Source organism: Moraxella oculi (genome assembly GCF_023336735.1).
Lineage (GTDB): Bacteria > Pseudomonadota > Gammaproteobacteria > Pseudomonadales > Moraxellaceae > Moraxella > Moraxella oculi.
This window is the reverse complement of sequence record NZ_JAMBAQ010000008.1, coordinates 1-13,536: the sequence shown is the minus strand read 5'-3', so window position 1 is coordinate 13,536 and position 13,536 is coordinate 1. Positions and strand designations below refer to the sequence as shown.

The 13,536-nt window shown below is 43.4% G+C and carries 14 protein-coding genes; 5 read left to right on the top strand and 9 right to left on the bottom strand.

What is annotated here, in order from left to right; translation table 11 throughout:
• The first annotated feature begins 284 nt into the window (after nt 1-284).
• Both metK and M2R47_RS05035 read left to right on the top strand, forming a co-directional pair.
• Nucleotides 285-1,451: a methionine adenosyltransferase gene (metK, locus tag M2R47_RS05040; protein ID WP_249099854.1), complete on the top strand. Its 1,167-nt coding sequence runs from the start codon at nt 285-287 to the stop codon at nt 1,449-1,451.
• 142 nt (nt 1,452-1,593) lie between these two features.
• On the top strand, nt 1,594-1,926 hold the full coding sequence (locus tag M2R47_RS05035) for a DUF3144 domain-containing protein (RefSeq protein ID WP_249099850.1): 333 nt from the start codon (nt 1,594-1,596) through the stop codon (nt 1,924-1,926).
• Nucleotides 1,927-1,978: 52 nt separating this feature from the next.
• On the opposite strand, the gene orn is transcribed toward M2R47_RS05035, so the two are convergent.
• Nucleotides 1,979-2,569 carry an oligoribonuclease gene (gene orn, locus M2R47_RS05030; RefSeq protein WP_249099847.1) on the bottom strand — a complete coding sequence of 197 codons (591 nt, stop codon included), beginning with the start codon at nt 2,567-2,569 and terminating at the stop codon, nt 1,979-1,981.
• A gap of 210 nt (nt 2,570-2,779) precedes the next feature.
• Between orn and M2R47_RS05025 the strand changes: the two genes are divergently transcribed.
• Nucleotides 2,780-3,415 (top strand): DUF2062 domain-containing protein, encoded by a 636-nt coding sequence (locus M2R47_RS05025; RefSeq protein WP_249099845.1) that lies wholly within the window; start codon nt 2,780-2,782, stop codon nt 3,413-3,415.
• A 74-nt stretch (nt 3,416-3,489) separates the two neighbouring features.
• On the opposite strand, the gene lolD is transcribed toward M2R47_RS05025, so the two are convergent.
• Together lolD and M2R47_RS05015 are read right to left on the bottom strand one after the other, a co-directional pair.
• A complete protein-coding gene (lolD, locus tag M2R47_RS05020) occupies nt 3,490-4,164 on the bottom strand; it encodes a lipoprotein-releasing ABC transporter ATP-binding protein LolD (protein WP_249099842.1) in 675 nt (224 codons plus the stop codon).
• A 9-nt stretch (nt 4,165-4,173) separates the two neighbouring features.
• A complete protein-coding gene (locus M2R47_RS05015; RefSeq protein ID WP_249099840.1) occupies nt 4,174-5,415 on the bottom strand; it encodes a lipoprotein-releasing ABC transporter permease subunit in 1,242 nt (413 codons plus the stop codon).
• Between the two features lie 194 nt (nt 5,416-5,609).
• Between M2R47_RS05015 and M2R47_RS05010 the strand changes: the two genes are divergently transcribed.
• Nucleotides 5,610-6,566 (top strand): hypothetical protein, encoded by a 957-nt coding sequence (locus tag M2R47_RS05010; protein ID WP_249099837.1) that lies wholly within the window; start codon nt 5,610-5,612, stop codon nt 6,564-6,566.
• A 294-nt stretch (nt 6,567-6,860) separates the two neighbouring features.
• On the opposite strand, the gene ccoP is transcribed toward M2R47_RS05010, so the two are convergent.
• Genes ccoP through ccoN form a run of 4 tightly spaced genes read right to left on the bottom strand, consistent with a single transcriptional unit; the run spans nt 6,861 to nt 10,244 of the window.
• Nucleotides 6,861-7,931, bottom strand: coding sequence for a cytochrome-c oxidase, cbb3-type subunit III (ccoP, locus tag M2R47_RS05005; protein WP_249099835.1), 1,071 nt, complete (start codon nt 7,929-7,931; stop codon nt 6,861-6,863).
• On the bottom strand, nt 7,928-8,104 hold the full coding sequence (locus tag M2R47_RS05000; RefSeq protein ID WP_249099831.1) for a cbb3-type cytochrome oxidase subunit 3: 177 nt from the start codon (nt 8,102-8,104) through the stop codon (nt 7,928-7,930). Before M2R47_RS05000 ends, ccoP begins: the two co-directional genes overlap by 4 nt.
• Entirely contained in the window at nt 8,104-8,742 is a 639-nt protein-coding gene (gene ccoO / locus M2R47_RS04995; protein ID WP_249099829.1) for a cytochrome-c oxidase, cbb3-type subunit II, read from the bottom strand. Before ccoO ends, M2R47_RS05000 begins: the two co-directional genes overlap by 1 nt.
• A gap of 11 nt (nt 8,743-8,753) precedes the next feature.
• A complete protein-coding gene (gene ccoN, locus M2R47_RS04990) occupies nt 8,754-10,244 on the bottom strand; it encodes a cytochrome-c oxidase, cbb3-type subunit I (protein WP_249099826.1) in 1,491 nt (496 codons plus the stop codon).
• A 601-nt stretch (nt 10,245-10,845) separates the two neighbouring features.
• On the opposite strand from ccoN, the gene M2R47_RS04985 reads away from it, so the two are divergent.
• A complete protein-coding gene (locus M2R47_RS04985) occupies nt 10,846-11,232 on the top strand; it encodes an SCP2 sterol-binding domain-containing protein (protein WP_249099824.1) in 387 nt (128 codons plus the stop codon).
• Nucleotides 11,233-11,427: 195 nt separating this feature from the next.
• Here the strand turns inward: M2R47_RS04985 and M2R47_RS04980 are convergent, their stop codons facing one another.
• A complete protein-coding gene (locus M2R47_RS04980; RefSeq protein WP_249099820.1) occupies nt 11,428-12,405 on the bottom strand; it encodes an OmpA family protein in 978 nt (325 codons plus the stop codon).
• A gap of 124 nt (nt 12,406-12,529) precedes the next feature.
• Nucleotides 12,530-13,536: YadA family autotransporter adhesin (locus M2R47_RS04975; RefSeq protein ID WP_249099817.1), on the bottom strand; the 1,007-nt coding region annotated here is incomplete at its 5' end.

Below are 13,536 nucleotides of genomic sequence, written 5' to 3'. Positions count from 1 at the left end.
ATAACAACCCACTAATAATCATGGCTCATGTTAATCATGGCTCATGTGTTGTTAAGAGCATTATAAAAAGTAGCTTTGACACTCATCATAAAATATTTTATTAGCAATTTTTGTAAAAATATTTTATAATTTTCCGCCAAATACCCAGATGATTTTTTAGAGTTTTTAGAAATTCTCTGCGTGTTTTATCCCCTTGTGCGTTAGGTGTTCACACCATTTTGTCAAGCCTAGAAAAGCCACCAAAATGCGTACAATCTTTTGTTTATTTTTATAAGTGATTTTTTATGAATTATCAAGTATTTACCTCGGAGTCTGTCTCTGAAGGCCACCCAGATAAAATGGCCGATCAAATCTCTGATGCCCTGCTTGACGCCATTTTAAGCAAAGACAAGGATGCTCGTGTGGCATGCGAAACACTCACCAAAACAGGAGCCATCGTATTGGCAGGTGAAATCAGCACTCATGCCAATATCGATGTTGAAGGCGTTGTACGCACCACCGTCAATAAAATCGGCTACAATCATTCAGACTTAGGCTTTGATGGCAACAGCTGTGCCGTCATTAACATGATTGGTAAACAATCACCAGAAATCGCTCAAGGCGTGGATAGAGATTGTCTAGAAAATCAAGGTGCAGGCGATCAAGGACTGATGTTTGGATACGCCACCAATGAAACAGATGTGCTCATGCCAGCACCGATTCAGCTTTCTCATCGCCTGATGGAGCGCCAAGCCAAACTGCGTAAAGATGGCACACTCAGCTGGTTACGCCCAGACGCTAAGGCACAGGTTACCTTGCGTTATGACGCAAATCACAAACCGATCGCTGTTGATGCACTGGTACTGTCCACCCAGCACGACCCAGACATCAGTCATGACTCCCTAAAAGAAGCCGTGATTGAAGAAATCATCAAACCTGTCATTCCAAGCGAATTGCTGCACAAAGACACACTTTATCACATCAATCCAACAGGTCGATTTGTGATTGGCGGCCCTGTCGGCGATGCAGGGCTGACAGGTCGTAAAATCATTGTGGATACTTATGGTGGTATGGCACGCCATGGTGGTGGTGCGTTCAGCGGCAAAGACCCAAGTAAGGTTGATAGAAGTGCTGCCTATGCAGGTCGCTATGTCGCCAAAAACATCGTAGCAGCAGGACTTGCCGATCGCTGTGAAGTACAAATCTCCTATGCCATCGGCGTGGCAGAGCCAACCTCCATCTCAATCAATACTTTTAACACAGGCAAGATCAGCGATCAAGCCATCGAACGCCTAATTCGAACTCATTTTGATTTGCGTCCTTATGGCATCACTCGCATGCTCAATCTGCTTCAACCCATGTACGAAATCACCGCCAGCTATGGGCATTTTGGGCGTACTGGCTCGGACAATGCTTTCACTTGGGAAAAGACTGATCGTGCCGAAGGGCTAAGAGCAGATGCAGGCTTATGACGACACACTGATCATCAAGCAGTCATCAACATTCATTACCACATAAAAGAGTGTCCATACGCTCTTTTATTTTTCGCATCACCTGATGCAAAATTGACACATCAAACCAACATTAACTTTAATCAAATAAAACGGAAAATTCATGAGTAATACACCCAACCAGCCCAAGCTTAGCCCAGAAGAATTTAACGCTCAGATGCAGGCGTTTTATGAGCGAGCTGATGCTTTTATCAATCTTGCCAACAGTCAACTATCGCCACAATCACACGCAGGTCAAGTTGGATCATCATTGCTATATGCCGCCGCTCGCTACAGTGCTTCTGTTGCTTCAATTGGCTTTGTTAAGTCTGGTGATTTTGAAAAAGAAAAAGAAGACATCATCAACTTTTATGCCGCCCAATACAGACAAATGCTTTCAGACAATTTGGACGACTACATCAAAAATTTTGATCAATACACCAAGTTAAGCAAATGAACAAAAAACCGCCCTAAAAGTGACATGGGCGGTTTTCAACTCATCATATCAATCAGTCAAGCAATTTAAAAAAGTGCTCACGGTAATGGCGAAGCTCACGGATTGAATCACGAATATCATCCAACGCCAAATGAGCACCGCCCTTTTGGTATCCTGTCATCACATCAGGACGCCAACGATGACACAACTCTTTAATGCTGGAAACATCCAAATTGCGATAATGGAAATACCGTTCCAGTCGTGGCATTTGGCGTGCCAAAAATCTGCGATCTTGACAAATGGAGTTACCACACATGGGGGAGATGCCCTCATCACACCATTTGGATAAAAATTCAATCGTTGCATTTTCTGCGTCAGCAAGCGTCGTCGTGCTACGACGAACTCGGTCTATCAGTCCTGACTGCCCATGTTGCTTTTTGTTCCAATCATCCATCATGGTCAATACAATATCAGGCACCTTGATGGCCATCACAGGACCTTCAGCCAAAATATTAAGATTGTCATCAGTTACGATGGTGGCAATCTCAATGATTTCATCATTTTGGGTGTCCAACCCTGTCATTTCAAGATCAATCCATATTAACGCTTTTTTTTGAGCTCTGCAAGAAGGTTTGGGGTGCTTGATGGCAATTTTGTCGTTCATAGGTTTAAATTGATGTTGATGAAACACGCATTGTATCATACCTCATTAAGACTTTATAGCGTTTATTGCAGAGGCAACGCTTTTGTCATTATTCGTACAAGTTCCGACAGATCATTCATCAAATTAAGTTTAAAAATCAACAAAATTAAAAAAGTCAAAAAAGCCTTTCTTTGGTATAATCTGCTAACTTAAAACACCAAAATAATAATCATGCTTAAACAAAAACTCAAAAACTGGCTACCAACGCCAGAAAAGCTGCATCAAAGCCGAGTCATGAAATGGTTCGCTCCTTTCGTTACTGATCCACGCCTTTGGCACATGCATCGAGATTCCCTGACTCGTGCGGTGTATGTTGGGGTATTGTGTGCTTTTTTCCCCTTGCCTGGACAGATGCCGCTTGCCGTCATTGGTGCATTGCTGTTGCGTGCCAACATTCCAATGGCGATTGCTCTGACTTGGATCACCAATCCTTTGACCACCATACCAGTTTTTTGGCTGGCTTATTGCGTTGGTGCTGTTTTGATTGGCGAACCGATGATTGGGATTCGTACGATTGGTGCCATTCTAACCGAATTTACCTTATGGATCTCAGGCCATGGCAATAATCCATTTGGTCACCATCTATTCTCAATCAAAGCTTTCATCATCGGACTCATCGTTTGCGGCGTCATCACAAGCGTCGCACTTGGATTGATATTTCGTCTGGTATTTGAATATCACATCATCAGCAACTGGAAAAAACGCCCTGGCTATAACGCCAACACTCCCCGCTTTCGCACCCAAAAAGGACATACCAAAAGACAAAAATCACACAAAGATAAGCATGATGAAGATTTTTCCATATAAAACACTTTCATCATCTTAAATAAAAACCCCAAAAATCCTCTTGTCTTTGGGGTATGAATGATTTTGATGCCTTATCATGCCCATTGGCCACTACGCATTTCAAGCTGCCTATCAGCACGAGCAGCCAAACTTCGATCATGTGTTACCATCAGTAGTGCTGTACCAAAAGTAGATTGTAGCTCTGACAGCAATTCAAACACCGCATGTGCATTTTCATCATCCAGATTCCCTGTTGGCTCATCAGCCAAGATGAGTGCAGGATTGGTTACCAATGCTCTGGCAATTGCCACTCTCTGACGCTCACCCCCAGATAACTCACTGGGTCTATGGTGCATGCGATGCGACAGTCCAACCTTATCAAGCAGATCATTAGCACGCTTAACCGCTTCACTGATGGAAACATCCGCTCTCATGATGAGTGGCATGGCAACATTTTCTGTCGCACTAAATTCAGGCAACAGATGGTGAAACTGATAAACGAATCCCAAATAAGTATTGCGAAGCTTGCCACGAGCCGTCTCATTCAGATTGCTAAGGCACTGTCCAGCCAGCCACACCTCACCTGTTGTTGGCATGTCAAGCCCACCCAAAAGATGCAACAGTGTGGTTTTACCAGAACCACTACTCCCCACAATGGCAACTCGCTCACCTGCATGAATGGTCAAATCCAAACCCGTCAGTACGGGCGTGCGAATTTTACCCTCATCATAGATTTTTGTGATGTTATTGGCTTGTAGAATGATACTCATCTTTTATCCTCATTCGTAGCGTAGTGCTTGGGCTGGCTGAATGCGTGACGCACGAAGTGCAGGATATACCGTCATCACAAAACTTAAAACAAAAGACGCCATGACAATCACGATAATATCCATCACTTTAACCTGCGTGGGCAAAAAATCCACAGGATAAGCCCCAGAAGCAATAAGCGACACACCAAACAGTTGTCCAATATAGGTAACGATGTCATTGACCGTATAAGTCAAAGCAAGCCCCAAGACAGTTCCTGCCACCGTACCAATCACACCAATGATCATGCCTTGGACGATGAATACTTGCATGATGAATTTGGATGATGCCCCAAAAGTCTTTAAAATGGCAATATCAGATTTTTTATCCGTCACTAACATGATAAGGCTTGATACAATGTTGAATGCCGCAACAACGACAATGAGAAATAGCAACAGCCCAATGATGGATTTCTCCATCTTAACGGCATTGAACAGATTGCCATGCGTCATTGTCCAATCATTAGGGTACAAACGATCATCAAGCCGAGCGGCATTTTGAGCAGTGGCAGGCGCCTTAAAGATGTCTTTGGTGAGCATACGAATGCCCTGCGCACCCTCTGGCAACCTAAGCATCACGCCAGCATCACGCATGGCGATGAAGCCCATCACACCATCAATATCTTTACTGATGCTAAAAGTACCGACCAAGGTGAATTGCTTGAATCTGGGTATCACCCCAACCACTGACGGTGACGCCTCAGGCAACACCAGCGTGATTTTATCACCCATGCCAACACCCATATTTTCTACCAAGCTCTCGCCCAGTACAATACCAAACTCACCAGCTTTTAAATCATTCAAGCTGCCTTGGGTGATGTAATCATCAACGATGGAGACATTTTTTTCATATTCAGGCTCAATGCCAGACACCATCACACCAGAGACCTGACCATTGGCCACCAGCATGCCTTGTAACTGTATGAATGGTGCGGTTGCTTTGACATTATTATCCTGCTGGCTGATTGCCGAAGACAGCTCTTGCCAGTTTGGTATGATGTCATAAGACATGACAGAAGCTTGGGGAATCATCCCTAAGATGCGAGTTTTCATCTCACGATCAAAGCCGTTCATGACAGACAGCACCGTAATCAGTGCTGCCACACCGAGCGTCAGCCCAATCATTGAGATGAGCGAAATAAACGAAATGAAGCCATTTTTGCGTTCAGCTTTGGTATATCTTAGCCCGATAAATAAAGCCAAGGGACGAAACATATCTTTTTCTCAAATAGCAGTGATTAATCAAATGGCATAGTTTACACCATTTAGATAATTTTGGCATAACATTTCATCACCCACTCAATAAAAACTGGATAAAAAACCAAAAAAATGACAATCAACCTGTGATAAGTCTTGATTTTTATCTCCAACCCCCTTATTAAGATGGCAGACTTTTTTGAGAAACCACCATGAATCAACTGCATTATACCTATAAGCATGAAGTACCGCCCACTAAGGTAGATTTGCCCTGCGACCAAAATGCAGGGCATGGTGATCATTGGGCAATCTTAACTGACCACATCAGCGAAGATGTGCCAAATTGGCTACAAGCGATGTTAGAGAATCCCACTCTACCTAGTGGATTGACCCAAAGTAGACCTTCGGATAAAAAGCTATTATTAGCTCACCAATCTGCTTGCCATATCAAACAAATACTTAGTCTTGAAGACGGCACACCAAAAGCATTCATTAACGCCTTTCCTGCAGTTGATAGCCCTTATGGAGTCGAATGCCACATCGAAAGCATCATTCGCTGTGAAGCAACTGACGATGCCATCTTGCGATTAAAAAGTAAAGATGGCACAGTTATCTATGCTTTTGACCAACTCTATGCAGTTAATCGAAACGAATACAAAACTCCCAAAACCTATTATGTCAATCTAAGTGCATGGGCGTATCACATTTCACCCAGCAACCAAAACGAAACCATCTTGGTCGATGATCCAGTCGCCATTCGCTATCACAGAGCATTCAATGATATTGTCAGTGCCAATGGCGGTCATATCCCTAAAGACATAGAGAAAAAAATCCGAGCATGGCAACCTAATGACTCATCAGAAACTGAAAGCCTGTTGCCTGTTGAGATTAATTTTGGACACAGTTGTATTTATCTGTTTGGTGAAACTTTTGGGCAAGAAGATGAAGCGTGGTGCCAAGGGCAAGTGTTGGGCATTAGTCATACCCTATTTTTTGATCGAGAAATCACCTTATTTGATGTGGTCATTTTACGCGAGCCTGATATCATGCCATTGGTGGTTCGCATTGCCGCTGTTACCACCGATGCCACAAAAGCCATTAAAGTGCATGATTATATTCAAGCAAATATTTGGCTACAGGCGGCCATTTATGCCCAAAATCAACGCTAAAAACTGCTTTCCACGCATCAATTTAAGGCAGGTCATCCCTGCTTTTTATGATCATGACATGGACAAATGACCAAAATGGGTGCGTAATGGTTTCACAGTTCTTGACAGCGTCAAGGCATGTCCGCTCATCAACAAAATGCCCATGCAAAACAACCAAAGATGTGAAAACAATGCCTTTCATTGACTGATTTTTTTGCCATTCAAGCCGATAAGTGATGGCATTTCCTAACCAAACTATTATATTTTGCATAAAAAAGAGCCAAATGAAGGCTCTTTTTCATTGAGGGATAAGAATCATTCAACTGGATTTTGAGACAAAGAACGCACATACGCAGCAAGTAGCATGATACGCTCATTACCCAGTTTGGTCTGCCACTCTGGCATCACACCAGAACGACCATGACGGATGGTGGTACGAATCGATTCACGGTCGCCACCAAACAGCCAAATATCATCGGTCAAATTCGGTGCCCCCATGGCTATCTGACCTTTAGCATCAGGACCATGACACAGTACACAGTTTTGCTCAAAGATGGCTTTGCCTTGTTGCACTTTTGCTTGATCTAAGTCATAGCCGTTTTGATTGCCAGAAATGCTAAGCACATATTCAGCAGCGGCACGCACCCCTGATTCACCCAGTTGCTTTTGCCATGCTGCCATTGCACCGACACGACCATTATGAATGGTCAATAGGATATTTTCAGCTTGACCCCCATGCAACCAATCATTATCTGTCAAATTTGGATAGCCCAAGCCACCTTTGGCATTCGAACCATGACAAAGAGCACAGTTTTGTAGGAACAGTCTGTTACCCACTTTCAATGCTTCTGGGTCAGTTGATAGCTTATCAACATAAGGAGCAAGCAACTTAACCTGTTCATCAATTTGCTCTTGCAGCTCAGGTGCTACTTCCGCCTGACTGCGCTTTTGTGACTGTAAGTCATTTAGCTTTGCAAGTATGCCGATTGCTTCGGTAGCACCTGCGTTTGTCAAGATGCCTTGTTCAAAGTTTTCCGTAAAAACTTTATTATTCGCTTGCAACTGACTGTTAAGTTCATTTTTCGATGTCCAAGGTACTTGTTGACCATCTACTTCCACAGTTGTGATGCCTTTCCATACATTTGGCTGAATGGAAGGGAATAAAATGAAGTAGCCAAGACCCCAAATCAATGTACCAAAGAAAATTACCAGCCACCATTTTGGCAATGGCTTATCGTATTCTCTAATGCCGTCATATGAATGACCTGTCGTCTCATCTTCTTCTAAGACAGGTTTAGATTTTAGTGTCCACACTAACACGCCGAAGATAAATAACCAACAGCCGAGTGATAGGACAGTAATCCAAGAACCCCAAAAAAAGCTCATTGTGTATCCTTAGTGCGCTCTTGCAACGATGAGATCGACTCATCGTCAAGCGCAAGTTGTGCATCTTCTTCAAAGCGTTTTTTATTCTTTGGTGAGTACGCCCACCATGCGATGCAAATGAAAGCGATGAATGCTGCCACTGTCGCGATACTATGTAAAACGCCCCAGTTCATTAGCGCTGACCTTGCATTGCAATACCAAGCTGTTGCAAGTAAGCAACCAATGCGTCAAGCTCAGTCGCCCCCTGTACTTGGTCAGGTGCCGCTTCAATATCCTCTTCGGTATAAGGCAAACCAAAACGCTCTTTAAAGATGCGCATTTTTTGTTGCACTTTTACGCCATTCACTTCATTCTTGGCAAGCCAAGGATATGAGGGCATCACCGATTCAGGTACAACAGAGCGTGGATCGGTCAAATGATCTATGTGCCATTGATCAGAATAACGACCGCCAACACGGGCGAGATCTGGACCAGTACGCTTAGAACCCCATAAAAATGGATGATCCCAAGCCGATTCGGCAGCACGACTGTATGGCCCATAACGCTCAACTTCGGCACGCAATGGTCTTACCATCTGCGTATGACACACATGACAGCCCTCACGGATATAAATATCACGCCCTTCTAGTTCCAATGCGGTCCAAGGACGCATGTTTGGCAATGGCTTATTGACACCGCCATGTTCAGGGTCATTGGCATCAAAAATCAAAGGGACAATCTCAACCAAAGTTGCAAAACTGATGGCGATGACAATAAAAATCACCAACAAACCAGTATTTTTCTCAACAATCTCATGAGTAATATTTGACATGACTCTCCCCCTTAAGCCTTGACGGTGTCAGTATCAAGCATTTCATCACTACCAGTATTAACCTCATCTGGCTCAGCGATGTGCTCAGGCACACTTGGCATTTTGATTGTCTTATAGCAGTTATATGCCATGACCAACATGCCTGCCACATACAATCCACCACCCAACGCACGAACGACGAAAGGCCAGTGAGACACCACCACTGTCTGAATAAAGTCATATGCCAAAGTACCATCTGGAGTGGTAGCACGCCACATCATGCCTTGAGTGATGCCAGAAATCCAAAGTGCGACAATGTACAGCACAGTGCCAGTCGTAGCCAACCAAAAATGCACAGTGATGAGCTGAGTTGAATACATTTTCGCCTTATTCCAAATGCGTGGCAATAGCACATAAATCGAACCGATGGTAATCATACCCACCCAACCCAATGCACCAGAGTGTACATGACCTACCGTCCAGTCAGTATTATGACTGATGGCATTCACCGCTTTGATAGAAAGCATTGGGCCTTCAAAGGTACTCATGGCATAAAATGACAACGCAACAATCAAGAAACGAATGATTGGGTCGGTACGCAATTTATCCCAACTGCCCGACAGCGTCAACACACCATTAATCATACCACCCCAAGAAGGAGCAAACAAAATCAAAGAAAACACCATGCCCAAAGACTGTGTCCAGTCGGGCAGTGCTGAATAGTGAAGGTGATGACCACCTGCCCACATATAAGAGGCAATGAGGGCCCAAAAGTGAACGATGGACAGACGGTATGAATATACAGGGCGTCCAACTTGCACAGGAATAAAATAATACATCATGCCTAAGAATGCAGCAGTCAAATAAAAACCCACCGCATTATGACCGTACCACCACTGAACCATCGCATCAGTCGCACCACCAAATAGCGAATACGCTTTAAAAGCACTCACAGGTATTGCCAAGTTATTGACAATGTGTAGCAATGCGATGGTAATGATGAACGCAGCAAAGAACCAGTTCGCCACATAGATATGCGAGGTCTGGCGTTTGATTAAAGTACCAAAAAACACAATGGCATAAGCGACCCACACCAGTGCAATCATGATATCAATCGGCCATTCAAGCTCAGCATACTCTTTGGCAGAGGTAAAGCCCAGTGGCAAAGTAATCACCGCAGCAACAATAACCGCCTGCCACCCCCAAAAGGTAAACCATGCCAAGTATGGTGCAAACAGACGAGTCTTACAAGTACGCTGTACGATGTAGTAAGAAGTTGCAAAAAGTGCCGAACCCCCAAACGCAAAGATCACCGCATTGGTATGCAGCGGTCTTAATCGCCCGAAAGACAGCCAAGATGTATCAAAGTTAAGTGCTGGCCATGCAAGCTGAGATGCGATGAACACACCCACTGACATGCCAATGATGCCCCAAAATACCGCCATGATAGTAAAAAAACGCACGATCGTAATTTCATATTCATGGTCAATATTCGGCACTACTGCTGTTTTAGTTAGACTCATTGGATATTTTCCTGTGCAGCCCGATTTATATAGCGGTATTATTGTTGAGCTGGTCTTAGAGAGTGGCAGTAACAATAATGCAACGCTTTTGAGTTATATTTGTATATTTTAACGCAAAGCACCTTAAATATCATCACTATTGAACAAATAACTGTAAAAAATCCTTATTTTTTATAAGGAAAATATCATGCAGACAACAAAATCACCTGATGGGTCAAAGTCAGTGCTTGCTCAGCGATGATTGGCTTGGCTTGCGTACTAAAAACCAAAAATAGTTTATACCGAATTGAATAAATTCCATACTTAAAGTATGGGATTGTTAACAGTTCTCACGCTTTATTATACAACACAAATGTAAGTTTGAACCATATTTTGTAAAAATATTTGAACTTTTTGACAAAATCTTTGGTAAGTGTGCAATTTTTTAGCAAAGTTCAAGCTTTAATGATCAAGAAAAACTCTCTGCCAAAAAAGCATTGCCACCTACTTTTTAGAAGAATGTGCTTTTTTGGTAAAATTGCTTTATAATGCCTGATTAGTGATGACTGTTGCATGGTTATGTGTCATCATTGATGAAGCTTTAGGACTATAGGATCATTTTATGGCTCAATTTTTATCTCAAGCATGGTTTGATGCCGTTGAAAAACTGAATGAATCAGTCGATCAACTAAACCTACCACCCACCTTAATTGGTCTTGTGATCAATGTTACGACTGAACAAGAAGAAACCCCTGCTTTTCTACATATTAAAGATGGCAAATTACACCAAGGGCATGCTGGCGATGCTGTCAGCACCATCACGATTGATCAAGCCACGCTAAAAGACATCATCACCACTGGCGACACCAATATCGCTATTGAAGCATTCATGATGGGCAAAATCCATATTGATGGCGATATGAGTGCCATTCTCTCTTTACAATCCACCAAACCAAGCTCTGAACAAAAAGCATTGTTTAAAGAGATTTTAAAACTGACTGACTGGTGATGATCATCCCTCATTTTTAGCATTAAGCCATTTACTCAATCATTTTTGATATGGCAAAGTCACCACAATAAGATTTGATCAAACATCAACACAATAACCATGACAGTATTTGTCTCATGGATTAAAGACATACTAAAAAAAGCCACTCATCTGATGAATGGCTTTTTTTAATGCTCAACGACATTGAATCAGTGATCATTGACCTTGGTTGAAATTTCGATAATCTTGATTCATGTTAATTTGTTGAACCTCATCTTTTGAAACACGAGCATAGACAACAACATCCACTTCTACACGACGGTTCGGCTGTAGACATTTGACTTGCTCAGGTTTTGGCGCCTTAATATCACAGATGACATGAGGTAGTGGCTGCGTCTCACCTGCACCTGTTGCGGTCAGAGTCTGTGGATTCACACCTTTTGAAATCAGATACTGACGCACTGTATTTGCACGCATCATGGACAGATTCATGTTATACATATCACTACCATAACGGTCAGTATGACCTGTCAACTTCACAGTAGATTCGCCACGAGCTTCCCAAGCCAGTAATTTTTGGGCAAGTTCGTCAAGTTTAGCACGACCTGCTGGCAACATGTCTTCTAGCTTATACTTGTCAAACTTAAACAACGCATCCGCCTCTAGGTTGATACGCTCATTAATGATTTCAACTGGTGCAGGTGGTGGTGCTACTGGCGCTGGTGCTGGTGCTGGAGTATTGATGATGATTGGTGCTGGGTTGTTGATGATTGGCTGAGGTGCTTTTGGCGGCTTGGCATAAGCAGCACACTCTTTTGGCAACCAATAAAACTCTTGACCACGGAAGTTTTCATCAAAAATAACTTTATACTGACATACCTTAACGCTGTCATCAGCCTTATAAAACTTCATGATGTAGTCCCACTCACGAGCACGACTAGATTCATTAAAGTGTGGACGACCAATCAATTGATACAATTCATCTTTGGCAATGCCAGGGCGAATCTTCATCAGATTTTCACGATTTGGAAACTGCCCATCTTTTTGCCATGCATCATCAAGCTTTGGAAAATGGATGTCTTCGGCGGCAATGGTACCCTCACTCGTGATATTTTGGCTGATTTGCTTAGTACCCATACAGCCTGACAGTGCAAGCATTGCCACAGCAGCACTTAATGTGGTAATTTTTTTCATAATAGTATCCTAGGTAACAAAAAATAATATTTTGTTAAGATCATAAAGGAATTGAAAATTTTTAATGAATTCCATACCCCAATGATTTCATCAGGGTATGGAATGGGCTACTTACAACAGCGGTTTAGAAGTGGAAACCTGCACCCACCGAACCGCCTGCTTTACCTTTGGTATCGGCAGAACCAGATACTTTTAGCACCCAGCGACCATTGTCAGAAAGCTTCGAGAAGCCAACTGCTACCGCACCTTCACCATTGTAGCTGGCGATACCACCAGTCAGCATTGACTTACCTGGAATGTAAGCCTGTGGCAGTGCTGCCATTGCCATGGCAGAAGACACACCAGCATTAGACTGATTGGCGACATTGTCAATGCGACCAGCCAATTGATTGGTAGCTCCCATCAACTGCCCCACATTCACCGCATCCGTCATGTCAACACCAGGGGCGACATTGGTGATGCGTTGACCACCGTTGTTCAAGCCTTGAGCAGTCAGGCTGATGGTGTTGGCAGGTGTTGCTGCGTTGATGGTCAGACCTGTTGTGTCAAGTTTGCTGTCACCTGTGGTGATGCTGTTGACTGCGATGTCATCGCTTAGTTTGACTTCAACAGTGTCACCTTGTGCCTGAGTGGTGATGTTCTTATCACCCTTGACATTTAGCGTGCTGCCCAGTTTTTGAGGATTGGTAGCACCCTTGTCAGTGTTAAAGGTCAGACCTTGGTTATCCACCTTGTCTAATGCTTTCACACCTTTGGCAATGTCATCTTTGGCTGCTTGGGTGAGATCAACGGCAAAGCTTGTGGTATCAGCACCGTCAATGCTCGTTGTTTCACCTTGTTCAACAGCAATCAGACCTTGAGCTTTAGCAACGACTTTCGCTGAACGGTCTTTGGCGTTGATGGTGTAGATGTCTTGACCTTGAGCACCTTTGGTGCTGTCGATGCTGACATTGTTACCTGCTTTGACCTCAGTGGTGGCTGCTGCCTTAGCTTTGTTCAGCTGGCTGACATTAACTGCATCGCCATCCTCTGTACCATCAGCAACATTGGTAACTTTCTTATTGCCAGCGTTGATGCCATCTTGGTTGATGATCACATCACCGACTTTCACTTCATTAAAGCCAACTTTGT

Bases quoted from the DNA above. Each gene is read 5' to 3' on its own strand.
- metK (WP_249099854.1), top strand. From the start codon at position 285: ATGAATTATCAAGTATTTACCTCGGAGTCTGTCTCTGAAGGCCACCCA.
- M2R47_RS05035 (WP_249099850.1), top strand. From the start codon at position 1,594: ATGAGTAATACACCCAACCAGCCCAAGCTTAGCCCAGAAGAATTTAAC.
- orn (WP_249099847.1), bottom strand. From the start codon at position 2,569: ATGAACGACAAAATTGCCATCAAGCACCCCAAACCTTCTTGCAGAGCT.
- M2R47_RS05025 (WP_249099845.1), top strand. From the start codon at position 2,780: ATGCTTAAACAAAAACTCAAAAACTGGCTACCAACGCCAGAAAAGCTG.
- lolD (WP_249099842.1), bottom strand. From the start codon at position 4,164: ATGAGTATCATTCTACAAGCCAATAACATCACAAAAATCTATGATGAG.
- M2R47_RS05015 (WP_249099840.1), bottom strand. From the start codon at position 5,415: ATGTTTCGTCCCTTGGCTTTATTTATCGGGCTAAGATATACCAAAGCT.
- M2R47_RS05010 (WP_249099837.1), top strand. From the start codon at position 5,610: ATGAATCAACTGCATTATACCTATAAGCATGAAGTACCGCCCACTAAG.
- ccoP (WP_249099835.1), bottom strand. From the start codon at position 7,931: ATGAGCTTTTTTTGGGGTTCTTGGATTACTGTCCTATCACTCGGCTGT.
- M2R47_RS05000 (WP_249099831.1), bottom strand. From the start codon at position 8,104: ATGAACTGGGGCGTTTTACATAGTATCGCGACAGTGGCAGCATTCATC.
- ccoO (WP_249099829.1), bottom strand. From the start codon at position 8,742: ATGTCAAATATTACTCATGAGATTGTTGAGAAAAATACTGGTTTGTTG.
- ccoN (WP_249099826.1), bottom strand. From the start codon at position 10,244: ATGAGTCTAACTAAAACAGCAGTAGTGCCGAATATTGACCATGAATAT.
- M2R47_RS04985 (WP_249099824.1), top strand. From the start codon at position 10,846: ATGGCTCAATTTTTATCTCAAGCATGGTTTGATGCCGTTGAAAAACTG.
- M2R47_RS04980 (WP_249099820.1), bottom strand. From the start codon at position 12,405: ATGAAAAAAATTACCACATTAAGTGCTGCTGTGGCAATGCTTGCACTG.